The sequence below is a fragment of the Chryseobacterium sp. FH2 genome (assembly GCF_001045455.1).
Taxonomy (GTDB): Bacteria; Bacteroidota; Bacteroidia; order Flavobacteriales; family Weeksellaceae; genus Chryseobacterium.
This window is the reverse complement of record NZ_LFNE01000005.1, coordinates 146,674-169,994: the sequence shown is the minus strand read 5'-3', so window position 1 is coordinate 169,994 and position 23,321 is coordinate 146,674. Positions and strand designations below refer to the sequence as shown.

The 23,321-nt window shown below is 33.4% G+C and carries 26 protein-coding genes; 18 read left to right on the top strand and 8 right to left on the bottom strand.

Annotated features, from left to right (window positions below):
- Nucleotides 1–36 precede the first annotated feature (36 nt).
- The 6 genes from rpmJ to rplQ are packed head-to-tail and all read left to right on the top strand — an operon-like array spanning nucleotide 37 to nucleotide 3,127.
- Nucleotides 37–153 (top strand): 50S ribosomal protein L36, encoded by a 117-nt coding sequence (rpmJ, locus tag ACM39_RS18850; protein WP_007839480.1) that lies wholly within the window; start codon nucleotides 37–39, stop codon nucleotides 151–153.
- Between the two features lie 9 nt (nucleotides 154–162).
- Nucleotides 163–540 (top strand): 30S ribosomal protein S13, encoded by a 378-nt coding sequence (gene rpsM / locus ACM39_RS09810; RefSeq protein WP_007839478.1) that lies wholly within the window; start codon nucleotides 163–165, stop codon nucleotides 538–540.
- Between the two features lie 12 nt (nucleotides 541–552).
- Nucleotides 553–942, top strand: coding sequence for a 30S ribosomal protein S11 (gene rpsK / locus ACM39_RS09805; protein ID WP_048510863.1), 390 nt, complete (start codon nucleotides 553–555; stop codon nucleotides 940–942).
- A gap of 19 nt (nucleotides 943–961) precedes the next feature.
- Complete coding sequence (gene rpsD, locus ACM39_RS09800; RefSeq protein WP_048510862.1) at nucleotides 962–1,570, top strand: 30S ribosomal protein S4; 609 nt, start codon at nucleotides 962–964, stop codon at nucleotides 1,568–1,570.
- A gap of 33 nt (nucleotides 1,571–1,603) precedes the next feature.
- Nucleotides 1,604–2,599 (top strand): DNA-directed RNA polymerase subunit alpha, encoded by a 996-nt coding sequence (locus ACM39_RS09795; RefSeq protein ID WP_048510861.1) that lies wholly within the window; start codon nucleotides 1,604–1,606, stop codon nucleotides 2,597–2,599.
- Between the two features lie 6 nt (nucleotides 2,600–2,605).
- The gene (gene rplQ / locus ACM39_RS09790; RefSeq protein ID WP_048510860.1) at nucleotides 2,606–3,127 is read left to right on the top strand and encodes a 50S ribosomal protein L17; all 522 of its coding nucleotides are present in this window, start codon (nucleotides 2,606–2,608) and stop codon (nucleotides 3,125–3,127) included.
- A 56-nt stretch (nucleotides 3,128–3,183) separates the two neighbouring features.
- Here the strand turns inward: rplQ and ACM39_RS09785 are convergent, their stop codons facing one another.
- On the bottom strand, nucleotides 3,184–3,600 hold the full coding sequence (locus ACM39_RS09785) for a hypothetical protein (protein WP_048510859.1): 417 nt from the start codon (nucleotides 3,598–3,600) through the stop codon (nucleotides 3,184–3,186).
- Between the two features lie 182 nt (nucleotides 3,601–3,782).
- Here ACM39_RS09785 and ACM39_RS09780 point away from each other — a divergent pair, with 182 nt between their 5' ends.
- From ACM39_RS09780 to ACM39_RS09755, 6 genes are all read left to right on the top strand, one after another.
- Nucleotides 3,783–4,415, top strand: coding sequence for a response regulator (locus tag ACM39_RS09780; RefSeq protein WP_048510858.1), 633 nt, complete (start codon nucleotides 3,783–3,785; stop codon nucleotides 4,413–4,415).
- A 6-nt stretch (nucleotides 4,416–4,421) separates the two neighbouring features.
- Complete coding sequence (locus ACM39_RS09775; RefSeq protein ID WP_048510857.1) at nucleotides 4,422–5,189, top strand: hypothetical protein; 768 nt, start codon at nucleotides 4,422–4,424, stop codon at nucleotides 5,187–5,189.
- 4 nt (nucleotides 5,190–5,193) lie between these two features.
- Nucleotides 5,194–5,829: a hypothetical protein gene (locus tag ACM39_RS09770; RefSeq protein ID WP_048510856.1), complete on the top strand. Its 636-nt coding sequence runs from the start codon at nucleotides 5,194–5,196 to the stop codon at nucleotides 5,827–5,829.
- A complete protein-coding gene (locus tag ACM39_RS09765) occupies nucleotides 5,826–6,614 on the top strand; it encodes a sensor histidine kinase (RefSeq protein WP_048510855.1) in 789 nt (262 codons plus the stop codon). The genes ACM39_RS09770 and ACM39_RS09765 overlap by 4 nt, the downstream gene beginning before the upstream one ends.
- A gap of 148 nt (nucleotides 6,615–6,762) precedes the next feature.
- Nucleotides 6,763–8,055 carry a phosphopyruvate hydratase gene (eno, locus tag ACM39_RS09760; RefSeq protein WP_048510854.1) on the top strand — a complete coding sequence of 431 codons (1,293 nt, stop codon included), beginning with the start codon at nucleotides 6,763–6,765 and terminating at the stop codon, nucleotides 8,053–8,055.
- 83 nt (nucleotides 8,056–8,138) lie between these two features.
- The gene (locus tag ACM39_RS09755) at nucleotides 8,139–9,425 is read left to right on the top strand and encodes a citrate synthase (protein WP_048510853.1); all 1,287 of its coding nucleotides are present in this window, start codon (nucleotides 8,139–8,141) and stop codon (nucleotides 9,423–9,425) included.
- A gap of 93 nt (nucleotides 9,426–9,518) precedes the next feature.
- Here the strand turns inward: ACM39_RS09755 and ACM39_RS09750 are convergent, their stop codons facing one another.
- Nucleotides 9,519–9,842, bottom strand: a complete 324-nt coding sequence (locus ACM39_RS09750) for a nuclear transport factor 2 family protein (RefSeq protein WP_048510852.1) — start codon at nucleotides 9,840–9,842, stop codon at nucleotides 9,519–9,521.
- Between the two features lie 16 nt (nucleotides 9,843–9,858).
- Nucleotides 9,859–10,653: an SDR family oxidoreductase gene (locus ACM39_RS09745; RefSeq protein WP_048510851.1), complete on the bottom strand. Its 795-nt coding sequence runs from the start codon at nucleotides 10,651–10,653 to the stop codon at nucleotides 9,859–9,861.
- Between the two features lie 122 nt (nucleotides 10,654–10,775).
- Here ACM39_RS09745 and ACM39_RS09740 point away from each other — a divergent pair, with 122 nt between their 5' ends.
- The 6 genes from ACM39_RS09740 (at nucleotide 10,776) to ACM39_RS09715 (ending at nucleotide 17,050) form a co-directional block, all read left to right on the top strand.
- Nucleotides 10,776–11,147, top strand: a complete 372-nt coding sequence (locus ACM39_RS09740; protein ID WP_228377093.1) for a winged helix-turn-helix transcriptional regulator — start codon at nucleotides 10,776–10,778, stop codon at nucleotides 11,145–11,147.
- Between the two features lie 516 nt (nucleotides 11,148–11,663).
- On the top strand, nucleotides 11,664–12,578 hold the full coding sequence (locus tag ACM39_RS09735) for a dimethylarginine dimethylaminohydrolase family protein (protein ID WP_048510849.1): 915 nt from the start codon (nucleotides 11,664–11,666) through the stop codon (nucleotides 12,576–12,578).
- A gap of 23 nt (nucleotides 12,579–12,601) precedes the next feature.
- Complete coding sequence (locus tag ACM39_RS09730) at nucleotides 12,602–12,907, top strand: four helix bundle protein (protein WP_053073318.1); 306 nt, start codon at nucleotides 12,602–12,604, stop codon at nucleotides 12,905–12,907.
- A gap of 63 nt (nucleotides 12,908–12,970) precedes the next feature.
- A complete protein-coding gene (ctlX, locus tag ACM39_RS09725) occupies nucleotides 12,971–13,894 on the top strand; it encodes a citrulline utilization hydrolase CtlX (protein ID WP_048511005.1) in 924 nt (307 codons plus the stop codon).
- 38 nt (nucleotides 13,895–13,932) lie between these two features.
- Nucleotides 13,933–15,690: a discoidin domain-containing protein gene (locus tag ACM39_RS09720; protein WP_048511004.1), complete on the top strand. Its 1,758-nt coding sequence runs from the start codon at nucleotides 13,933–13,935 to the stop codon at nucleotides 15,688–15,690.
- A gap of 145 nt (nucleotides 15,691–15,835) precedes the next feature.
- Nucleotides 15,836–17,050, top strand: coding sequence for a serine hydrolase domain-containing protein (locus ACM39_RS09715; protein WP_048510848.1), 1,215 nt, complete (start codon nucleotides 15,836–15,838; stop codon nucleotides 17,048–17,050).
- A 21-nt stretch (nucleotides 17,051–17,071) separates the two neighbouring features.
- Here ACM39_RS09715 and ACM39_RS09710 read toward each other — a convergent pair whose 3' ends face one another.
- From ACM39_RS09710 to recJ, 5 genes are all read right to left on the bottom strand, one after another.
- Nucleotides 17,072–17,863: an alpha/beta hydrolase gene (locus ACM39_RS09710; RefSeq protein ID WP_228377092.1), complete on the bottom strand. Its 792-nt coding sequence runs from the start codon at nucleotides 17,861–17,863 to the stop codon at nucleotides 17,072–17,074.
- A gap of 138 nt (nucleotides 17,864–18,001) precedes the next feature.
- Nucleotides 18,002–20,311, bottom strand: coding sequence for a TonB-dependent receptor domain-containing protein (locus ACM39_RS09705; protein WP_048510847.1), 2,310 nt, complete (start codon nucleotides 20,309–20,311; stop codon nucleotides 18,002–18,004).
- Between the two features lie 252 nt (nucleotides 20,312–20,563).
- Nucleotides 20,564–20,902 (bottom strand): DUF3817 domain-containing protein, encoded by a 339-nt coding sequence (locus ACM39_RS09700; protein WP_048510846.1) that lies wholly within the window; start codon nucleotides 20,900–20,902, stop codon nucleotides 20,564–20,566.
- Nucleotides 20,903–20,973: 71 nt separating this feature from the next.
- A complete protein-coding gene (gene nadD, locus ACM39_RS09695; protein WP_048510845.1) occupies nucleotides 20,974–21,558 on the bottom strand; it encodes a nicotinate (nicotinamide) nucleotide adenylyltransferase in 585 nt (194 codons plus the stop codon).
- 3 nt (nucleotides 21,559–21,561) lie between these two features.
- Nucleotides 21,562–23,274 carry a single-stranded-DNA-specific exonuclease RecJ gene (gene recJ / locus ACM39_RS09690; protein ID WP_048510844.1) on the bottom strand — a complete coding sequence of 571 codons (1,713 nt, stop codon included), beginning with the start codon at nucleotides 23,272–23,274 and terminating at the stop codon, nucleotides 21,562–21,564.
- Nucleotides 23,275–23,321 lie beyond the last annotated feature (47 nt).

Here is a 23,321-nt window from a genome sequence, read left to right as displayed (position 1 = left end):
CCATTTGGCTATTGTTGAAAAATAAATACTATCAAAATGAAAGTTAGAGCATCAATTAAAAAAAGAAGTGCTGATTGCAAAATCGTACGCAGAAAAGGTGTACTATTTGTAATCAACAAGAAAAACCCAAAATTTAAACAAAGACAAGGCTAACATTAAATTATGGCGAGAATTTCAGGTATTGATTTACCAAAAAACAAAAGAGGCGTTATCGGTTTAACTTACATCTACGGAGTTGGAAGAAGTACTTCTTCTGAAATCCTTAAGGCTGCCGGTATCAGCGAAGACAAGAAAGTCAACGAATGGAATGACGATGAATTGGCTGCAATCAGAACGTATATCTCAGAAAACGTAAAAGTTGAAGGAGAATTAAGATCTGAAGTGCAATTGAACATCAAGAGATTGATGGACATAGGATGCCAACGAGGAATACGTCACAGACTAGGACTACCTTTAAGAGGCCAGAGAACGAAAAACAACTCTAGAACCCGTAAAGGAAAGAGAAAAACTGTTGCTAACAAGAAAAAGGCAAGTAAATAATCGTTAGGAATTATGGCAAAACAAAGTAAAGTAGTTAAAAAAAGAAAAGTAAAAGTTGAAGCTATTGGAGAAGCGCATATTCAAGCTTCTTTCAATAACATCATCATTTCTTTAACAAATAAAAACGGAGAAGTTATCTCTTGGGCTTCTGCCGGTAAAATGGGTTTCAGAGGTTCTAAAAAGAATACTCCATTTGCTGCTCAAATGGCGGCTGAAAATTGCTCTAATGTAGCTCACGAAGCTGGTCTAAGAAGAGTGAAGGTGTTTGTGAAAGGTCCAGGTGCAGGTAGAGAATCTGCTATCAGAACTATCCACAATTCAGGAATTGAAGTTAGCGAAATCATTGATGTGACTCCTATGCCGCACAATGGATGTAGACCACCAAAAAGAAGAAGAGTTTAATTTTTAGAATTTACCCATTATGGCAAGATATATTGGACCTAAAACTAAGATTGCTAGAAAGTTTGGTGCTGCAATCTACGGAGATGATAAAAACTTCGAGAAAAGAAAAAACCAACCGCCAGGACAACATGGTCCTAATAAGAGAAGAGGTGCTAAAAAATCTGAATACGCAGTTCAGTTAGCAGAAAAACAAAAAGCTAAATATACTTACGGTATTTTAGAAAGACAGTTTGCTAACTTATTTGATAAAGCACACAGAAGTAAAGGTGTAACAGGTGAAGTTCTATTACAGCTTTGCGAATCTAGATTGGATAACGTAGTATACAGATTAGGTTTTGCTAAAACCAGATCTGGGGCTAGACAATTAGTTTCTCACAGACACATCACTGTGAACGGAGAGCTAGTAAACATTCCATCTTATTTACTTAAAGCAGGTGATGTAATCGCTGTAAGAGAAAAGTCTAAGTCTCTAGAAGTTGTTACAAACGCTTTAGCTTCTAAGTCAAATTATGAGTGGTTACAATTCAACGATGAGAAGAAAGAAGGTACTTTCGTTTCTGCTCCTGAAAGAATCCAAATTCCGGAGGACATCAAGGAACAGCTTATTGTCGAACTTTACTCTAAATAATTTTTTAATCAAATTTTTGCTCAACCCAATAATATGGCAATTTTACAATTCATAAAACCCGATAAAGTAATTTTACTTAACTCTGATGAATTTAGAGGTCAATTTGAATTCAGACCTTTAGAACCAGGTTTCGGGCTTACAATCGGTAATGCTTTGAGAAGAGTGTTGCTTTCTTCTCTGGAAGGATATGCTATTTCATCTATCAAAATAGAAGGTGTAGAGCACGAATTTTCAACTATTCCGGGAGTAATCGAAGATGTTACCGAAATTATTCTTAACCTTAAGCAGGTAAGACTAAAAGCTACAGCAGAAAACCAATCTAACGAGCAGGTTGTTGCTAAAGTTTCGGGACAAACAGTTATTACCGCTGGTGATTTAGGTAAATCGATGAACGGATTTGAGGTTTTAAACCCAGATTTGTTGATCTGTAACCTAAACAGCGATGTAACTTTCGAAATTACTTTCAACATTGAAAAAGGTAGAGGTTATGTTCCTTCAGAACAAAATAAATCAAACAATGCACCTATCGGTACAATTGCTATTGATTCTATTTTTACCCCAATCAAGAAAGTACAGTATAGCATTGAAAATTATCGTGTAGAGCAAAAAACAGACTACGAAAAACTTGTATTAGATATAGAAACTGATGGTTCCATCAGTCCTCAAAATGCTTTAACAGAAGCTTCTAAGATATTAATTTATCACTTCATGTTATTCTCTGATGAGAGAATAACTCTTGAAACTGAAGCTGTAAAAGCGTCTATCCAGTACGATGAAGAAACCCTTCACACAAGACAGCTTCTTAAGTCTAAATTAGCAGATATGGATCTTTCTGTAAGAGCCCTGAACTGTCTGAAAGCAGCTGAAGTAGAAACGCTTGGCGAACTGGTTTCTTACAGTAAGTCTGATTTGATGAAATTCAGAAATTTTGGTAAAAAATCTTTGACAGAACTAGAAGAATTAGTGCATTCAAAAGGTCTTAACTTCGGTTTCGACGTTGCAAAATATAAGTTAGACGCTGATAAATAATTAATAATGAGACACGGTAAAAAATTCAATCACTTAGGAAGAACGGCTTCTCACAGAAGTGCTTTACTTTCTAATATGGCTTGTTCTCTAATTGAGCATAAAAGAATCAACACTACTGTAGCTAAAGCTAAAGCTTTAAGAGTATATGTTGAACCTCTATTAACAAAAGCAAAAGAAGATACTACACACAATAGAAGAATTGTTTTTTCATATCTTCAAAATAAAGAGGCTGTTACTGAATTATTCAGAACAGTAGCTCCTAAAATCGCTGAAAGAAACGGTGGTTATACAAGAATCATCAAAACGGGTTTCAGACCAGGTGATGCTGCTGATACTGCTCTTATCGAGCTGGTAGATTTCAACGAGCTTTACAATCCTAATGCTGAAGAGAAGAAAACTACAAGAAGAAGCAGAAGAGCTACAACTAAGAAAGAGGCTGTAGTTGCTGAAGCTCCTGCGGTAGAAGAAAAAGCAGAAGCTCCAAAGGCTGAAGCTGCTGATTCTACAGAGGAAAAAACTGAAGAATAATATTCATTCAGATATATAAAAAAACCGTTCAGAATCTGAACGGTTTTTTTATGTTTTTAAATTTTTGTTTTTACAAGTTGGATAAGATTATTTTCCTGGTCTAAAATAAGACTATCACCTTTTACAGTTGCTTTCATATCCATTTTCTCGTAAGTAGTTTCATTTCCTTTGGACTCAACTTTATTTAGAATGAAAGTTTTGTTATTACTTCTTACGCTCATTGTATTTTCTTTGTAATTGAAAACCACTTTTACAAGACTTCCGTCAGTCGCTTTGTAAACATAGTCTGTCTTTATGCTTTTTTTTCCGTTTACATCTGTATTATAATTTATAGTCGAATCCACTTTTCCGTTATCTGCCAGAATAGTTTCTAAACTGTCTGATTTTAATACATTCTTATTCCCACTCTCATTCTTATTGCAGCTTAATAATAAAGTAACTGCGGAAGCAGCGATTAAAAGTCCTTTTTTCATGATATTTATTTTTAATTAATATTATTGATTGCTATTATTTTTCTATGTTAAAAGAATTTTGATTAAATTTAGTAAAATAAAAACTAAACCAATAACCGCGGACTCAAACTCTAAAATTACACAAATGTGTAATTGTTTCTATTTTCTTTTCTGTTGAAATTTGTATCAAACAAAATGTAAGCATGAGCATTTCCATAGTCATAGTAGAAGATGAAAAAAACTACAACAATGCGTTGAAGAAGGTTATTGATTATCAAAATGACATGAAGGTGGTTGCTCAGTTTTTTGATGGAAATGATGCATTGAAAAATTTACCAGAATTTTCTCCGGATGTTGTGATGATGGATATTCAGCTTCAAGATATGCTTGGTATCGAAGTCATCGAGAAGCTACGAAAAGAAATACCTAAGACCCAATTTATCATGTGCACCAGCTTCGATGATGACGAAAAAATTTTCAACTCTCTAAAAGCTGGAGCGATGGGATATCTTATCAAAGGCGAAAGTATGGATAAGATTCTTACATCAATTCGTGATGTTTACAACGGTGGTGCGCCGATGAGTTTCTCAATTGCAAGAAGAGTTTTAAATCATTTTGAAAGGAAATTACCCGAAATCAAAGATTTTGATGAGCTCACCGAACGCGAAAAAGAAATTCTCGAACTTCTTTCTGAGGGCTTACTTTACAAAGAAATTGCAGATAAAAAATTCATTTCTATTGATACCGTTAAAAAGCATGTTGGCAATATCTACCGAAAACTTCAAGTGAATAATAAGGTGGAAGCAATAAATAAATTTAACCATTTTAAAAACTAAGAAACCATGAGAAAAATTAATGTTATTGTAATTGTTTTGATATCTGCGGTATTTTTACTGGTCAGCTGTTTTAGTAAGTTATCTGCTCAAATTAATGGGAATATGTGGAAGATGAAAACAGATTCTATTATAAACAATAAGGTTATTGATTTTAAAAGTTTAAAAGGATTTGGTTTTGAAAAAGCTTTTCCTCCTTTTGAAAAAGTAATGCCTGAACAAGATGTGAATGATGGAAGAATACTATTTGTAAAAATTCCTGTGAGTGGACTAAAAGAAGAATTCCTAATTGATTTTGTAAAGTTCAAAAATGTTATTGAAAATAATTCAACATTTAGTTTTTGTAAATTTTATTTACTAGATGACAATGGAATGCTGAGCCTAGGGCTTGCTTTCTCTAATAACCAAGATTTGGACTTATCTAAAGATGTACTTTTCGAACTCGAAAAAGAAGAATTTGTTAAGAGAGATTTCTCTGCTAAAAGAAATAGGTTTATAGATGCCGGAGGAATGAAAGATCAAATACAAAAACAAAGTTCATCAAGTAAAGCCACTGAAATGATACTATTTAAATATCCATCAGTTAGAAACTATAATGGAATGATTTCTCATGCATTTAAAATTGAAAAACTAAGATTTAGAATGCTTTGTCTTTCAAAAGAATATGCTAAGAAAGTTGATGATATTGGCAGGGTTTCTTTTGCTGTAAAACCATATATGAGTAATTTGAAAGATGAACAGACCATAGATTATAATGCAGGAGACCTAAAACCATAACACAATGCTCATAGGAATCATTTACAAAATCGTATTATTAATTCCTTTAATAAAATCATTTTTTCTGGGTAGAAAATATTCTTTTTCTGCTCAGAATTATCTTTTTGTATACCTTCTTATTACGGTTGTTAATGAATGGATATCATTTATTAGAAATAAATTTGATCCGAATGTAAAAGTTGGACTTCAGTATAATTTCTATTTTATTTTCTGTGTTGTATTTTTTTACTTTTTTTACTCTAAAGTTTTTAAGAATCTATTGAACAAAATTTCCCTTTTGTCTGCTCTTTTGTCATTAGGATACATTGTTTTGTCTACAAATTTTCTTAGTGATGATTTTGATAAAAGAATAGGAATCACCATTACATTATTTTATATAATTAATTCAATGCTTTGGTTCTATCATAAAATCATTGCTTTTGATGAATATAAAATTACAGATGATCCCGTGTTTTGGATTTCAACAGCTTTATTGATGTGGAGTTGCTTTTTCATTTTCAGAGTTACGCCGATGTTTTTCTTTGACGCGACAGATAAAGGGTTTTTACAATTTCTAAGAACATCTCAGAATGTGGTTAATATTTTCATGTATATCATGTTTTATATTTCGCTAATGAAATATGAAAAAAAATTACAATGAATCAGCTTCAAGACGATATAAAACTGGCTTATATTATCGCAATTGGTGTGATGATGCTCTTTGTTTGCTTCATCATTTTTGTAGTTTTAATGTATAACCGGCGACAACTTCTTTTTCTGAAAGAAAAACAACTCAAAGAATCAGAATATCAAAATAAGCTTCTTCAAAAAGAACTCGAAAAGCAAAAATCGATTGAAAGAGAACGCGAACGAATTTCTCACGATATGCATGATGACTTGGGAGCCGGAATTTCAGCGCTTAAACTTCAAGCCGAGTTTTTAAAACAAAGATTATTAGACGAAGAGTTTAAAACAGATATTGAAGAACTTTTGAAAACTTCGGAAGAAATGAATCTTTCAATGAGAGAAATGTTGTGGAGTTTGCATTCAGGAAATGATACAATTGGAAACTTCATTAATTATTCTAAAAATTATGCAGAAAATTTTCTTAAAAAAACCGGGATACAGTTTCAATTTGAGGAAGAAAATATAGTTCATGATTTTCCAATTTCTACCGAGTTGAGGAGAAACATGTTTTTATGCTTAAAAGAAGCACTGAATAATGTCTATAAACATAGTAAAGCTAATCAACTAAGTATTTCGTTTAAACAAAATGAAAAAAAATTAACGATTGAAATTTCTGATAACGGAATTGGGATGAAGGAAGAACATAGAGAGGGGAATGGCCTTCGAAATATGAACAAAAGAATGCAGGAATGCAATGGAAGATTCAAAATTTTATCTAAAGAAAAAGAAACGATACTTCTTTTTGAAGTAGTCCTTTAATTACAAACAATTGTTTAAATAATAGGAAAATCATATTATTATTAAAATTAACTAAAATTTAACTTGAAATCACCCTACAAAATGCTTTTAGAATGGTTTGGGAAGTTAAAAATTGATTAAATTTGTCTGAACTATAAAAAAACGAACAATGAGTTACATTTCTTACATAGAAGCGAGACAAATTTTGGATTCCAGAGGTAATCCTACAATTGAAGTAGATGTATTTACAGAAAATGGTGCGATGGGTCGTGCAGCTGTACCTTCGGGAGCATCTACAGGAGAACATGAAGCAGTAGAATTACGTGATGGTGGTTCGGAATATTTAGGAAAAGGAGTCCTGAAAGCTGTGGAAAATGTAAGAGAAATTATAGCTCCGGAATTGGTTGGCCTTCCTGTTTATGATCAAAACTTTATTGATCAAATCATGATTGATCTGGATGGGACTAAAAACAAAGGTAATCTGGGTGCTAATGCTATTCTTGGTGTTTCTTTAGCTGCTGCAAAAGCTGCTGCAACTGAATTGAAAATGCCTTTATATAAATATGTAGGAGGTGTAAATGCAAACACGCTTCCTGTTCCTATGATGAATGTTATCAATGGTGGTTCTCACTCTGATGCGCCAATTGCATTCCAGGAATTTATGGTAATGCCTGTAAAAGCAGATTCTTTCTCTCACGCTTTGAGAAAAGGTACTGAAATTTTCCATAGCTTAAAATCTATTCTTCATTCTAGAGGTTTATCTACTGCAGTAGGTGATGAAGGAGGTTTTGCGCCTACTTTCACTGGAACCGAGGATGCTTTGGATACTTTACTTCAGGCTATTGAAAAAGCGGGTTATAAGCCGGGTGACGATATTATGCTGGCGCTTGACTGTGCCGCTTCAGAATTCTACAAAGACGGAGTTTATGATTACAGAAAATTCCAGACTCCGGATGCTGCTCAATTCTCTAGCAGTGAGCAGGTTTCTTACTTAGCTGAATTGGCAGCTAAATATCCAATCATTTCTATCGAAGACGGTATGCAGGAAAATGATTGGGAAGGCTGGAAAATGTTGACGGATAAAATCGGAGACAGAGTACAGCTAGTAGGTGACGATTTGTTTGTAACGAATGTAGAAAGGCTTGCACGAGGAGTAGAAGAAGGAATTGCAAACTCAATTCTTGTAAAAGTAAACCAAATCGGTTCTCTTTCTGAAACAATGGCCGCTGTACAGATGGCACAGCATAACAAATTTACTTCAGTAATGTCTCACAGATCAGGAGAAACTGAAGATTCTACAATTGCTGATTTGGCAGTAGCAATGAATTGCGGACAAATCAAGACAGGTTCTGCTTCAAGATCAGACAGAATGGCTAAATACAATCAACTGTTGAGAATTGAAGAAGCGCTGGGCGAAACTGCAATTTTTCCAGGCTTGAAAGCATTTAAAGTAAAAAGATAATTGAATTTATAAATAACGGCAAACGATAATTTTAGTTTGCCGTATTTTGTATAAAGTAGTATATTTAGAAAAAAAATAAATAAATGTCAGACAACAAAGTAATATTGAATTACGATGGTAATTCATATGAATATCCAATCGTGGATAGTACTATCGGAGACAGAGGAATCGATATTTCAAAATTAAGAGACCAGACAGGTTTAATCACTCTAGATTTAGGTTATAAAAACACCGGTGCTACACTTAGCGACATCACTTACCTGGACGGAGATAAAGGAGAGTTATTCTATAGAGGTTATCCAATCGAACAGATTGCTGAGAAATCTAACTTCACAGAAGTAATGTACCTTTTATTACACGGTGAATTACCAACTTCAGATCAGTTCAATACCTTCAACGGTAATATTAAAAAATATAATTTCGTAGCAGAGGAGATGAAAAAGATTATCGATGCTTTCCCTCGTTCTGCTCACCCTATGGGAGTTTTATCTTCCTTAACTTCTGCTTTGACTGCCTTCAATCCGAAAGCTGTTAATGTGAATTCTAAAGAAGAAATGGATTTAGCCGCAGAATTGCTTATTGCTAAATTTGCTCATCTTTGTGCTTGGACGTACAGAAAAACATTAGGTCTTCCATTGAACCACGGAGACAACAATCTTAGCTATGTAGAAAATTTCTACAAAATGGCTTTCAGATTACCAAATGCTGATTTCGAAATCAATCCGGTAGTAGTTGATGCATTAGATAAATTATTAATTCTTCATGCTGACCATGAGCAAAACTGTTCTACTTCTACAGTAAGAATGGTAGGTTCTGCTCACACAGGTCTTTTTGCTTCTGTTTCTGCAGGTATTTCTGCACTTTGGGGGCCACTTCATGGTGGTGCAAACCAAGCGGTAATCGAAATGCTTGAATTAATCGAAAAAGATGGAGGTGATGTATCGAAATATATCGCTAAAGCTAAAGATAAAAACGATAGCTTCCGTCTAATGGGATTCGGACACAGAGTGTACAAAAACTTCGATCCGAGAGCAAAAATCATCAAGAAAGCAGCAGACGATTTATTGGCCGCATTAGGTATTCAGGACAAAGCTCTTGATATTGCAATGCAGTTGGAAAAAGTTGCGCTGGAAGATGAGTACTTTATCGAAAGAAAATTATATCCAAACGTAGATTTCTATTCTGGAATCATATACAGAGCATTAGGAATTCCTACAGAAATGTTTACAGTAATGTTCGCATTAGGAAGACTTCCTGGATGGATTGCTCAGTGGAAAGAAATGAGATTGAAAGGAGATCCAATCGGAAGACCAAGACAGGTTTACCAAGGAGCTCAGCAAAGAGATTACATCGATATTGCAAACAGATAATTAAAGCTTATCATAATAAAAAAATCCCAAAGCAAAGCTTTGGGATTTTTTTATTTTAGGCCTATAATGTTAGATTAATGTAGCCTATGGAATTTAATTACTTATTATTAAAGCCGAAATTTTATCTTTTTCAATCTGAAAATAAAATTTCATCATAATAGGGCTTCCGTCAAAAGAACCTGAAATATTGATTCTTAAAATAATTGTTCTGTCCTCTGTATAGACATCAAGAACTTCGAGTTGAGGTCTAAATTCTTTATTGGCCATTTCGTTCCAATGCTTTATTTCTTCTTTTCCGTTATAAATCTTTCCTTCATCAAATACTAATGCATTTTCTGAAAAACAGCTGGAATATAAATTACTGTCAAAATACTTTTGAGCTTCTAATAAATCTTTTAAAATTTTAGGTAAATTCATTTTTGATATTTTTTAATTAAATTGTTGGTATAGTTCCGCCATCTATTACATATTCAGTTCCTGTTAAATAATTTGCTCTTGGAGAGACAAGGAAACCAACAAATTCGGCAATATCTTCGGGCTGTGCAGGTCTTCCGATAGGAATTCCTCCTAATGCATCCATAACACTTTGGGTAGCTTCATCTATTGTAGAATCTGAACTTTCAGCAATCCGTTCCATCATCCTGATTGCAGAAGTAGTCATGATCCAGCCCGGAGAAACAGTAAGAACACGGATCCCTTTTGGTGATACTTCTTTTGATAAGCCTTTGCTGTAATTTATGAGCCCTGCTTTTGCAGCGGCATAAGGTAATGTGGAATCATACAGCGGTAATTTTCCCTGGATAGAGGCAATATGAATAATCACTCCGTTTTTCCGCTGAATCATTTGTGGCAAAAGACCTCGGTCTAAACGTACCGGAGCCAATAAATTTGTTTGAATGGTAGTTTCCCAGTCTTCATCGGATAAAACGGAAAAACCACCTCCTTTAGTTTCTGAGCCTCCAAGTGTATTAATCAGGATATCAACTCTTCCGAATTTTGCTATCACTTCTTCCACAATTTTTTGTGTTCCTTCGGCTTTACTTAGGTCAGAAGAAATGAAGTAGAGTTTTTCGTTAATGAATTCGGGTTGACTCCTTGCCGTAATAATTACTGTTGCACCCGCGTTTAATAATCTTTCTGCAATGGCTTTTCCGGTTCCTTTTGTGCCTCCTGTTACTAATGCTGTTTTTCCGGATAATTCGTTATTAAAATTAAACTGTTCTTTCATATTTTCTAGACTTTATTGCAAATTTCAGCTGTATGATAAACTTATACAAGTACGGAAATACGAATCGGATAGGGATAAATTTATCCCTTATTGCTGTTTTGAGGATATTGAATTAATTTTGTATGATGTATGAAAGGAAAATTCCACCAAATTTAAATTGTGGACTTGATTTAATCAGTGAAGTACTTTATGGTAAGTGGAAAATCCGTTTACTGTGGTTTATTAATGAGGGGTTACAACGACCAAGTGAATTACAAAGAAAAATTCCTGACGCTTCACGCAGAGTTCTCAACATGCAGCTGAATGAATTAGAAAAACATGAATTAGTTACAAAGAAAATCTATCCTGTGGTTCCTCCAAAAGTAGAATATAGCCTTACCGGATTGGGACAAACTTTGATCCCTGTAATCTCTGTTTTAGGACAATGGGGGGACGAAAATGAAGAGCATTTGCGAAGGATTATTTTAAATAATTTAAAAGATAGAATGGAATAAACTAAAACCTGCCTTAAAAAAGACAGGTTTTTAGATTGTTGTTAAGGGCATACACAGTTACCACAGGTCCAAATGGTACAGTTTCCTGCATCGTCCCATTCACAGCAGTATCTTGGTTTGGTTGGTCCAATGCCTCCTTTGATAGATTTTTGTTCTTCTCGTGCTAATTTGTGTGCATTTTTTAGCACCGGATTGTTCTTGTTCATGATTTTGTGATTGATTGTTAATAGTTAAATTTTAATTTTTCGCGAAAATTATATCACTAATGTATGAATTTAATTTTAAATAATTATTATATTTTAAATGTAAATTAATCATAAACAATGAATTGTGGTTAAAAATATCTTTATAATTAAGGTTTTGCAGTAATTAAATTTGTCTGTAGGCAGAACGTCTGAAGTAAATACTGGATATCGAATATTTTGCAGAATAAAATTGCAATTTAAACCTAAAAACAATCTAAAAGTTTCCCAAATAGAGTGCTTTACTTATATTTGTAGCATTGCATAAATCTTTATGAAACTAAACATTAAAAATGAAACAGGGAGGCTGAAGTCAGTTGTTTTAGGCCAACCTAATTCTATGGGAGGAATTCCTACGCTTGAAGAAAGCTATGACGCCAAGTCATACTATTCAATTGAAAACAATATTTATCCTAAAGAAGAGGATATTATCAATGAAATGAACGCTTTTGAAGCAGTTTTAAGGAAATATGATGTTGAGGTTCTCCGCCCGAGCATCATTAAAGACTACAATCAGGTTTTTGCGAGAGATGTTGCTTTTGTGATTGATGATAAGATGATTATTTCAAATGTAATTGCAGATAGAGCTGATGAACAGGAAGCTTACAAAAAAGTTTTCGAAAAAGTAGCCTGGCGGAAAATCATAAATCTCCCGGAAACTGCTCATATTGAAGGCGGAGACGTTATTGTTTGGAATGATTTTATTTTCATCGGGACTTGTTTCAGTGAAGATTACAGAAACTATAAAACAGCAAGAACCAATGAATACGCAATAGAAATTATTAAAGAATATTTTCCCAAAAAGAGAATTATTGATTTGGAACTAAAGAAAAATGATAGAATTCCGTACGAAGGTATCTTACATTTAGACTGTACTTTCAATCCTGTTGGTGAAGATAAATGTATTATTTATAAGAAAGGGTTTGTGGACGAAAGTGATTACCGTTTAATTATTGATATTTTCGGGGAAGAAAACTGTTTTCACGTTACAGATGAAGAAATGTTTGAAATGTTCCCGAATATTTTCTCTATTTCTCCAGAAATTGTAGTTTCAGACAAAGCATTTACAAGAATGAACAATCACTTGAGAAACGAGTGGGGAATGACGGTTGAAGAAATCCCTTACCGGGAAATTTCTAAAATGGGAGGATTGTTGAGATGCTCTACAATGCCTTTGGTAAGAGAGTAGTAGTAGAGTCGAAGAGTAATTCTATGAATTATCAAAAACTTCCAAAAGAAGAGCTTTATTCTCTTACCGATCAAATCAGAATCTTCAAGATCTGTTTCTGCAAATATTACCGAAGTTTGGAAAAAAGAAGATATGAAAAATCTTTTATTGCAAAGCCCACCGATTTAGCAAGAGAAACCCAAACATGGTTGCAATTTGCATTGAAATGCAGATATATAAATGAAGAGCAATTTAATAATTTTACTAATCAGTATAATCAAATAATCGGGATATTGGTTAATATGACGAGTCAGTCAAAAAGTTGGTGTACTTTTTCTCCTGTAAATTAAGAAGATTGATTTTCACCAAAACACCCAGACTTTTAAACCTAAATGCCCTCAAACTATAAAATAATGCAAACAACAGATACAGTTTTAATGATAGAGCCTATAGCATTCGGCTACAATGCAGAAACGGCACAAAATAATTATTTTCAGACAGAACAAAAAGGTCTTGATATTCAGACTAAAGCTTTGGCGGAATTCAATATTTTTGTTGAAAAATTAAGAAGCAAAGGTATAAATGTGATTACGATAAAAGATACATTGGAACCACATACTCCGGACTCTATTTTTCCAAATAACTGGGTGAGTTTCCACAAAGACGGAAAAGTAGTTTTATATCCAATGTTTGCTTCAAACAGAAGGGTTGAAAGAAGAGAAGATATTATTGAAAGCATAAAAGAACAAGGCTTCTATGTTGCAGAGATTGATGACTGGTCTTTTTCTGAAACTCAGGGACACTTTTTGGAAGGCACCGGCAGCATGATTTTTGACCATGATAATAAAATTGCATACGGTTCGGTTTCTTTAAGATTAGATGAAAATTTATTCAGAGAATTTTGTGGAAAATATGGTTTTGAACCAATTGTTTTTCATTCTTTTCAAACAGTAGGAGAAGAAAGACTTCCGATTTACCATACCAATGTGATGATGTGTGTTGCAGATAAATTTGTGGTGATTTGTCTCGACTGTATCGATGATGAACTGGAGAGAAGTAAAATGATTGAAACAATCAAAAATTCAGGTAAAGAAATCATTGAAATTTCTGAAGAACAAATGCAGCAGTTTGCAGGAAATATGCTTCAGGTACAGAATAAAGAAGGGTACAAATTTTTAGTGATGAGCCAGACAGCTTATCAGTCTCTCACTGCCGAACAGGTCTCAGATATTGAAAAATATTGTGAAATTATTTACTCAGATTTAAATACAATTGAAGTAAATGGCGGTGGTAGTGCACGTTGTATGCTTGCAGAGATTTTCCTGCCTAAAAAATAAAATAAATTTTAAATATTATAATCGGGATGAAAATGCTTATGAAAACAAAACTTAGTTTATTGATGATGGTGCTGTCATTTTATTTTATGAATGCTCAGCAGAAAACATTCTGTAACCCGATTAATATTGATTATGGGTATACACCTTTTAAAAATTTTTCAAGTCAGGGGAAACATCGTGCTACGGCAGATCCTGTGATTGTCAATTTTAAAAACAAGCTCTTCCTTTTTTCAACCAATCAGGAAGGATATTGGTATAGCGATGATATGTTGGATTGGAAATTTGTTTCCAGAAAATTTTTAAGAGATAATAAATATCAGCATGACTTAAATGCACCTGCAGTTTGGGCAATGAAAGATACGCTGTATGTTTTCGGCTCAACTTGGGAACAGGATTTCCCGATTTGGAAAAGTACAAATCCTACAAAAGATGATTGGCAGATTGCAACAGATACTTTGAAAGTGGGCGCTTGGGATCCTGCTTTTCATTATGATGAGGATAAAAATAAATTGTATCTATATTGGGGATCAAGTAACGAATGGCCTTTGCTGGGAACAGAAGTAAAAGTAAAAACGCTACAGTCGGAAGGTTTTGTAAAACCAATTCTTAGATTAAAACCTGAAGATCATGGCTGGGAAAGATTTGGAGAATATAATGATAATGTTTTCTTACAGCCTTTTGTAGAAGGTGCCTGGATGACAAAGCATAACGGAAAATATTATATGCAGTATGGGGCTCCCGCAACGGAATTCAGTGGGTATTCTGACGGGGTTTATGTAAGTAACAATCCTTTGGAAGGGTTTGAATATCAGCAGCACAACCCTTTTTCATATAAACCGGGAGGCTTTGCAAGAGGTGCGGGACATGGTGCTACTTTCGAAGATAATTATAAAAACTGGTGGCACGTTTCAACGATTTTTATTTCAACCAAAAATAATTTTGAAAGAAGGTTGGGAATCTGGCCTGCGGGATTTGACAAAGATGATGTGATGTATACCAATACAGCTTATGGTGATTATCCTACATTATTACCACAATTTGCTCAGGGAAAAGATTTTTCTAAAGGTCTTTTTGCGGGATGGATGCTTTTAAATTATAATAAACCGGTTCAGGTTTCATCTACTTTAGGAGGTTATCAGCCAAACTTGGCGGTGGATGAAGATATTAAGACGTATTGGAGTGCTAAAACAGGCAATGCTGGAGAATGGTTTCAAACGGATTTAGGAGAGATTTCTACCATCAATGCCATTCAGATCAATTATGCGGATCAGGATGTAGAATTTATGGGTAAAACTTTAGGTAAAATGCATCAGTATAAAATCTACGGCTCCAATGATGGTAAAAAGTGGAGTGTAATTGTTGATAAAAGTAAAAATACAAAAGACGTTCCTCATGATTATGTTGAGCTTGAAAAACCAGCCAAAGCAAGATTCCTGAAAATGGAAAACTTAAAAATGCCAACAGGAAAATTTGCCTTAAGCGGATTCAGAGTATTCGGAAAAGGAACAGGAAGTGTTCCTCTGAAAGTTCAGAACTTTGTTCCGTTGAGAGCGGATGCTAAAAAATATGGTGAAAGAAGAAGTATTTGGATGAAGTGGCAGCAAAACCCTGATGCAGATGGATATGTAATCTACTGGGGAAAAACTCCGGAAAAATTATACGGAAGTATTATGGTTTATGGTAAAAATGAATATTTTTTCACAGGAGCAGACAGAACAGATCCTTATTATTTTCAGATTGAAGCTTTCAATACAAATGGGATTTCAGAAAGATCGGAAATTTTCAAAGCTGAGTAATATTTTTTAACAAAATAATGTAAACCCTTCAGAATTTCTGGAGGGTTTATTTTTGATAATTAATTTACTCTTAAAAATCATACATGCAGTTGATTGAATTATTTATAAAATTTACCGAAATTTACAAGATTAATAAAACTAAGCTATGCAAAAACTCAAAATCCTTTCAATGTCTTTCCTCTTGATGCTATCCCTAAGCTGTAAGAATGACAATGAAGCAAATGATTATCAAACCAATCTGGATAATACCATTACAAACATTCATGATAATCTTGAGAAAGAGTTGAGCACAGATATACCTTCCTTAAGCGTTTATGTTGTGTCACCAAAAGGAACTTTTTTCAGTTCTGCATTAGGCTCGAATGGTTCTGCCGTGAATAAAAAAACGTATTTTCGGTTGGCAAGTAATACTAAAAATTTTACATCAACGGCTGTTTTAAAAATGATGCAGGACGGATGGCTTAATCTTGATGATAAAATTACAGCAAACATTCCGGGAACTACAACACCGTATGTTCCCAATACGGCTGACTGGAATTTTCCACATAAAAACGAAATCACAATTCGTCAACTTTTACAACACAATGCCGGCATTTATGATGTTACGAATGATACTTCCCAATACAATATCGGTGGGGAAACATATACAGATTATATGCTTGCAACTGCTCCCGAACATCAGTTTACAACAGCAGAGTATATAAAAGTTCTAAAAGATCATAATTTGACTTACGGAGCTCCAAATACGGTTTACCATTATTCAAATACAGGATTTTCGATTTTGGGTGAGATCATTTCGAGAGTATATTCTCAAAAATCGAATGCTTCAAAAACATATGGAAATTATATGTATGATCAAATTGTAGGCTCTTCTGCAAAAGTTCCGTTAGGAATTAAGTTTCCTGAGTTGGGAACAGACCAACAGTTGCCTGTTTCATACATCAGAGGTTTTATCAAATATGTTGATCATTCAGAAATTACCGACAAGAAAAATGCAAGTGCACATATTGCAGAAGGAAATGGAGTAGGAAATATGGAAATGCTTACCGACTATATCAGAACTTTGATGAAAGGTGAAAATGTTCTTGCTTACTCTACTATACAGCAAATGAAAAACAGCAAAGGTGCTGCAACGACTAATAATTATGCTTTAGGCTGTTCTTATTTTCCGGGAATAGGATATGGTCACAATGGTGCGACGGAAGGTTATCTTTCATTAATGACTTATGATCCGGACACAGATGTTTCCATCATTGTTTTGTTTCCGTTTTGGGATTTGAGAAGTGAAGTAAATTTTAATAAATGTATAGAAACACTGAATATAACGGGTTTAGAAGCTAAGAAAGCCTTAGGGTATTAAAAATAAAAGCTCATTGACAAATCAGTGAGCTTTCTTATTGCTTAGATTTTTCAGAAAATCAGAAATTTTATTAATTAAAAAAATATCATTGGGCTCTTTCGTCCACCCCATATGATCTCCTGTAAATTCGAAGGATTCGTAGAAAACATTATTTTTATTTAAAGCTGAATCTAAAATTTTCTTTTGGGAAACAGGAACAATCTGATCATTGTTTCCATAAAAAGAAAGAGTAGGAGCTGAGGTTTGATTAATCCAGTAAACCGGGCTGGTGAATTTTTCTTTCTGAATATTTTTATCCACTAGTTTGGGCTCAATCAAATGATTTTCTACAAATGAATAATCTACATAACTTTTAAAACCTCTATCAGATAAATCGGCTGGACCAACAATATTTATAACTGCTTTTACATTCTTTTCTTTGTCAAATTTATAAGCGTAAAGCATTGATAAATGACCGCCAGCGCTATTTCCCAACAAAATAAAATTAGGTTTGTATCTTAATTCTTTTTCGAGATAAAGCATTACACTGTGAATGTCGTCTGTTTGGGCTGGAATTGCAAAACGGGTAGTCGAGGCCAGTCTGTATTCGATATTGGCAAAGACTGAATTGGGAAGCTTTTCCATCAACGAACGAGTGAAAAATGTTAGATCAGATTTTTTTCCTCCACGCCATCCTCCACCGTGAACGATAATAAAAACATTCTGATTTTGTTTGTCATTTTTAGGAATATATAAATCTAGTTTTTGCTCAGAATCTTTGCCATAAGAAATGTCATTCTGAACATCGAACGATATATTTTTATTTAAATTCATTGTTTTCTCTTTGCAATTAAGCAGGAGTAAACAGCTAAAAATGATAATTAAATTTTTCATACCTGATAAAGATAAAAAACTCACCAATAAAATTGATGAGTCTGTACAAAAATAATTGAATATGAAGATGATATTGTGTTATCTGGTTCTGTTTTTGATAGCATCAGAAGCACTTTCGATGTCTCTTACTTTTTTCACTTTCTGGTTTCCGAAATTATAAGTAAGACTTACCGTTACGCTTCTTCTGTACATGTCATTTTTTACGTAGTTGTAGTTTCCGTTATCTTGATAATCTTCAATTTCTACAACATTTGTTCTTAAAACGTCATTTACATTTACTGCAAAAGTCCAGTCGTTCCAGTTTTTCTTGATGCTTAGGTCTAAACTCATTAGGTTTTTCAACATCCCAAGTTCGATTTGCTGTTTGTCTGCGTAGAAGAAGTTTGCTCCCAAAAACCAAGTTTTCTTTTTATCAAGACGAAGGGTGTTGTTGGTTTGGATAAAAATACTTGCAGATTTTCTCTTGTTTTCATAAATCGGGAAAACATCTCCGGTAGTAGGATCTACACTTAAACTTCCATTATTTACATTGTATTGAACACCAACATTAAAGTTTGTTGTTAGGTATTGTTTGAAAAATGTCTTATTCATTCCTAGTGTCACAGACATTTCTTGTTTATCTCCGAAATTAGTACGTATATATCTTAATTGTTTATGGGGATCTAGTATTGGTTGGTTATTCTCATCTAATACAGGGTTACCCATTTCATCCAATCTAGGTTTTAAAATATCTCTTTGTAAAGGAACCTGTGTGATTTGATCTTTGAAATATGAGTGACTTAAAATTAAGAAATAAGAATTTTTATACATATATGTCAACTCCTGATTATAGGTAGAAGATGCTTTTACAAAAGGGTTGTTTTGAGTATAATTATCTTCTGTCAAGATATTTCTCACAGGATTTATTTCCCAGAAACTTGGTCTTCGCATTCTACTAGAGAAAGCATAAGAAAGATTGTTTTTATCGTTGATAGCATAATTAAAGGTTAAATAGGGTAAAAAATTATTATAGCTCTGTTCGATTCTTCTATATTCTGGAGCTGCATTATCAGAAGTTCCTACACTATTTGTCATTTCGTATCTAGCACCAACTTTTCCGGAAAATTTATCAGAAAATTTCTTTTCTAATGTCAAATAAACTCCATAAATATTTTCATCATATACAAAATGATTTGGGGTTGGTGTATTTTTAATAGTTGTTAATTGGCCATTATCATCATACACATAATCAAGAGTATTATTTTTAGTGTCATTATCAGTTTTTGTTTTATTATAATTTCCACCTATGGATACTGTAAAATCATTTTTTAGTTTCTGAATATAATCTACAGTTCCTGAAAAATTATTAATAATTTGTGGTAAATCCTGAAAAACTTGTCTTCCAATTCTTATGTCATTTCTATTTACGTCAGAAATAATTGTTCTATTATCTGTAAATTGAAATCTCCTATAATTTAAGTAAGCTGCATTAATATTTAATTTACTTCCTAATGAATCTGTTTTTAACTCATAATTTAAATTCACAGAGTTATTGTATGATCTTGCATCTTCTTTATTTCTAGACCAAGTATAGTTCTCAATATACTTATTATCTTTTTCATCAAAAGAACGTATTGTATTGAATAAATTTACTCTTGAATTATAACTTTTATTTGCCCAAGAATTCCATGATAAAGCAAGGTTACTATTATCATTTAATTGATAATCAATATTTAAATAACCGCCTAGGTTTTTATTTGGATCATCAATATCGCCTACAGATTCATTAGAAGACAAAGCATTTCCATTTTTCAAAACATAAGATTGAGGCTGAATATTTTCACCGCCACTTAGATTAGCATTGATGCCTAGTTTATCCTTTCTATAATTGACAGAGAAACTCGCATTACTCGCATTGTATTTGTTTTGAGTGTTTGACATTCTCATGTTTCCGCTTGTTCCGTCGCTCATTTTTTTCTTCAAAATAATATTGATGATACCATCAGAAGATTCTACCTGATATTCACTTCCCGGAACTGTAATCACCTCAATTTTCTGAATATTTTCGGCAGGAGTATTTTTTAAGAATTGAGTTAAAGATTCTGCATCCATATTGGTTTTTCTACCATTGATATAGATTAGCGCATTGTTTTTTCCTGCAATTTTCAAAGTCTTATCGTCAGTTGTTGACAAAAGTGGAGTTTGCCTTAAAAGGTCAAAAGTTGTATTTCCTTTTGTAACAGGTGAAGCGGCAACATCATAAACAAAACGGTCGCTTTGTTTTTTGAAAACCTGTTTTGTAAGCGTCACGCCTTCTATACTTTTCGTCTTTACTGAATCTGATTTTTTTTCCTGGGCGAATGTCAGTCCGCTGAAAAATATGGCTGCAATGAGAATTGACGTTTTCATGATTTTATTTTTAGAGTGGTTTTAAACTTAATAGCTTGTATTTGTTATTATTTAACATTGCAAAGATATGTAATAAATATAGTATCATGCAATACAAAGTACTTAAAATGTTTTAAAAATATTTTTAATCGACTGATTGTCAGTAGATAAAATTTTAAATTAAATTTAAATGTATTTTGATTTTCTATATAATAAGACAACTGTAACATCAATTATGTTACAGTAAAAAGTGAAATTTCTAAAAAATAAATTCTATTCTCTGTCGAAACGGGCTAATTTTTTATCAACCCAAACAGTTGCAAAAGGGAAAAAAGCAGATAATAAAGCAAAAACGAAATCTTCATCATCCCAGTTGTAAATTTTTCTTGCAGGAAGACAAAGTAAAAGATACAGTGTGAAAAAAAGTCCATGCAAACTTCCAATAACACTTATGAATATTATGGAATACAGATTTTCATCATAACGAATCCATATCATCGCAATCCCATACAATAACATACAGGAAATTGCTTCTGCCATACAGATTTGTTTAAACCATTTGATGATTTTTTCCTGAGAATATTTTGAGAAAAATTTTTCGATGAAGTTCATTTTTTGAGTTATAAATGATGATTATAAGTTATAAATTAAGTAATTCCTATAACCTTTTCCTGAGTCCAAATTTACTTATAAAAACTACTACCATCCAAATAATCAAAAACTTCTGGAGGAAGCATAGGTCTTACATTTTTACCGTTTTTCAGCATATTCCGGATTTCGGTTGCTGAAAGTTCAATAACGGGAGCCTTCACTAAAGAAATATTTTCATGCTGAAGATATTCAGAGTCTTTTTTTTCACCTTCAAAAACTCTTGGATAAACAATAATGTGATGATTTTTAATTAAAGTTTCAGAATTTTTCCATTTATGCAAGCTGCTTAAATTATCTTCACCCATGATTAAACTAAAAGAATAGTCAGGATATTTTTCATGAAGATAGGTTAATGTATCAATTGTATAGCTTGGTTTTGGAAGTGAGAACTCAACATTGGAAGCTCGCATTTTTGGATAATTTTTCACGGCAAGTTGTACCATATCCAGCCTGTTATGATCTTTCAGTAAAGATTTTTTATCCTTAAAAGGATTCTGTGGACTTACAACAAACCATAACTCATCCATATCCGAATTTTCAAGAATATAATTTGCTAAAATCAGATGTCCAATATGAATTGGATTAAAAGAGCCGAAGAATAAACCAATTTTTTTCAAATCCTAATCTCTAAATTTTACGTCTTTAATATTGAGATAATGTGTCACATTTCCTTTCCAGTGATTTTCCTCTAGCGTAAAGGCTAAATCGAAGTTCTTAGTTTTAAAATCTTCAGAAAACTGTCCAAGTTTAAAACCAACACATTCAATATTTCTTCCGGTAGATTCCTGTTTAATGTAAAATTTAAGGTGATTGTTGTCTTTCCCCATCGTTTTTACGTAGCCTGAAAGCTTCTGATCTCTTAAAACCAAAATCGGTTTCATATTATGTGGGCCAAAAGGAGCCAGCTTCCTATGGAAATTGATAAACTCACGGTTTATTTCATCAATTTTAATATCAGAATCTATGGTAATCGAAGGTTCTTTCTGGTGCTCTTTAATTTTTTCGGAAACCACTCTTTCAAATTTTTCTTTGAAAGCTTCAAATTTATCTTTTTCCATCGAAAGGCCTGCCGCAGCATGATGACCTCCGAATTTCAGAAAATATTCTGAACAGATATCTAATGCTTCATGTACATCAAAGTCAGAAACAGATCTTGCTGAAGCTACCATTTCACCATTATTTCCATCAGTGAAAACCAGGGTAGGCTTATAATAAGTTTCGATAAGTCTTGAAGCAACAATTCCAATAACTCCTTTATTCCATTCAGGACTGTAAACGATCGTTGTATGTTTTGTTTCTTGTTGAGATTCAATAATTTGGTTTAAAGCCGAAAGGGTAGAATTCATATCAAGCTCACGTCTTTCATCATTGAGACTCATGATGTCGCTGACAATTTGATGAGCGTGCTTCAGGTTATCGGAAACCATCAATTCAACAGCCGCCTTACCTTGAGAAATTCTTCCTGCAGCATTAATCTTCGGAGCAATTTCAAAAACAATATTTGAAATTTCAAAGTGAGAAAGTTTGTCTTCAGGGATTAATAATCTTAATCCTAAATTTCTGGTTTTTCTCAAAACTTTAAGTCCCATTTTAGCTAAAACTCTGTTTTCGCCGGTCATGGAAACAATATCTGCAGCAATAGAAATTGCCAGAAGATCGGTAAGCTCAAATAATTCAGCTTCCGGAAGTTTATAAATTGTATTAAGTCCCTGACAAAGTTTGAACCCAACGCCGCATCCTGAAAGTTCTTTGAAAGGATATCTGCAGTCTGATCTTTTGGGATCTAAAACAGCAACAGCGTTCGGAATTTCCTCGCCCGGAAGGTGGTGATCACAAATGATAAAATCAACATCTAAACTTTGGGCATAATTTATCATGTCGATTGCTTTGATTCCGCAATCGAGTGCGATAATTAATGAAAATCCATTTTGTTTAGCAAAATCAATTCCTTCCGTTGAAATGCCGTACCCTTCAGAGTTTCTGTCAGGAATATAATAATCCAGATATTTTTTCTCAACAATTTTGCTGAGGTACAGGTACATTAAAGCAACGGCTGTAGTTCCGTCTACGTCATAATCGCCATATACCAGTATTTTTTCACCATTTTCAATGGCAGTTGCAATGCGTTCAACGGCTTTCTGCATATCAGCCATTAAAAAAGGATTGTGTATATCAGCAACGTTTGGTTTGAAGAATTCTCTTGCCTTTTGATAATTGTCAATTCCTCTAAGAACGAGGAGTTTAGATTCAAAAGTTCCAAAACCAAGTGACGAACTTAATCCATCCACAATTTCTTCATCGGGTTCAGGCTTGTAAATCCATTTTTGACTCATTTCACAAAAATAGGGAAAAAAAATAGCATTCTGAAATCATTGCATTG

Coding starts and splice junctions, on each gene's coding strand:
- ACM39_RS09765 (WP_048510855.1), top strand. CDS start 5,826: ATGAATCAGCTTCAAGACGATATAAAACTGGCTTATATTATCGCAATT.
- ACM39_RS09705 (WP_048510847.1), bottom strand. CDS start 20,311: ATGAAAACGTCAATTCTCATTGCAGCCATATTTTTCAGCGGACTGACA.
- ctlX (WP_048511005.1), top strand. CDS start 12,971: ATGCAAACAACAGATACAGTTTTAATGATAGAGCCTATAGCATTCGGC.
- ACM39_RS09770 (WP_048510856.1), top strand. CDS start 5,194: ATGCTCATAGGAATCATTTACAAAATCGTATTATTAATTCCTTTAATA.
- ACM39_RS09795 (WP_048510861.1), top strand. CDS start 1,604: ATGGCAATTTTACAATTCATAAAACCCGATAAAGTAATTTTACTTAAC.
- ACM39_RS09710 (WP_228377092.1), bottom strand. CDS start 17,863: ATGAATTTAAATAAAAATATATCGTTCGATGTTCAGAATGACATTTCT.
- ACM39_RS09775 (WP_048510857.1), top strand. CDS start 4,422: ATGAGAAAAATTAATGTTATTGTAATTGTTTTGATATCTGCGGTATTT.
- rpmJ (WP_007839480.1), top strand. CDS start 37: ATGAAAGTTAGAGCATCAATTAAAAAAAGAAGTGCTGATTGCAAAATC.
- ACM39_RS09735 (WP_048510849.1), top strand. CDS start 11,664: ATGAAACTAAACATTAAAAATGAAACAGGGAGGCTGAAGTCAGTTGTT.
- ACM39_RS09755 (WP_048510853.1), top strand. CDS start 8,139: ATGTCAGACAACAAAGTAATATTGAATTACGATGGTAATTCATATGAA.
- rpsM (WP_007839478.1), top strand. CDS start 163: ATGGCGAGAATTTCAGGTATTGATTTACCAAAAAACAAAAGAGGCGTT.
- ACM39_RS09730 (WP_053073318.1), top strand. CDS start 12,602: ATGAATTATCAAAAACTTCCAAAAGAAGAGCTTTATTCTCTTACCGAT.
- ACM39_RS09715 (WP_048510848.1), top strand. CDS start 15,836: ATGCAAAAACTCAAAATCCTTTCAATGTCTTTCCTCTTGATGCTATCC.
- recJ (WP_048510844.1), bottom strand. CDS start 23,274: ATGAGTCAAAAATGGATTTACAAGCCTGAACCCGATGAAGAAATTGTG.
- eno (WP_048510854.1), top strand. CDS start 6,763: ATGAGTTACATTTCTTACATAGAAGCGAGACAAATTTTGGATTCCAGA.
- rplQ (WP_048510860.1), top strand. CDS start 2,606: ATGAGACACGGTAAAAAATTCAATCACTTAGGAAGAACGGCTTCTCAC.
- ACM39_RS09780 (WP_048510858.1), top strand. CDS start 3,783: ATGAGCATTTCCATAGTCATAGTAGAAGATGAAAAAAACTACAACAAT.
- rpsD (WP_048510862.1), top strand. CDS start 962: ATGGCAAGATATATTGGACCTAAAACTAAGATTGCTAGAAAGTTTGGT.
- rpsK (WP_048510863.1), top strand. CDS start 553: ATGGCAAAACAAAGTAAAGTAGTTAAAAAAAGAAAAGTAAAAGTTGAA.
- ACM39_RS09740 (WP_228377093.1), top strand. CDS start 10,776: ATGATGTATGAAAGGAAAATTCCACCAAATTTAAATTGTGGACTTGAT.
- ACM39_RS09750 (WP_048510852.1), bottom strand. CDS start 9,842: ATGAATTTACCTAAAATTTTAAAAGATTTATTAGAAGCTCAAAAGTAT.
- ACM39_RS09785 (WP_048510859.1), bottom strand. CDS start 3,600: ATGAAAAAAGGACTTTTAATCGCTGCTTCCGCAGTTACTTTATTATTA.
- ACM39_RS09700 (WP_048510846.1), bottom strand. CDS start 20,902: ATGAACTTCATCGAAAAATTTTTCTCAAAATATTCTCAGGAAAAAATC.
- ACM39_RS09720 (WP_048511004.1), top strand. CDS start 13,933: ATGAAAACAAAACTTAGTTTATTGATGATGGTGCTGTCATTTTATTTT.
- ACM39_RS09745 (WP_048510851.1), bottom strand. CDS start 10,653: ATGAAAGAACAGTTTAATTTTAATAACGAATTATCCGGAAAAACAGCA.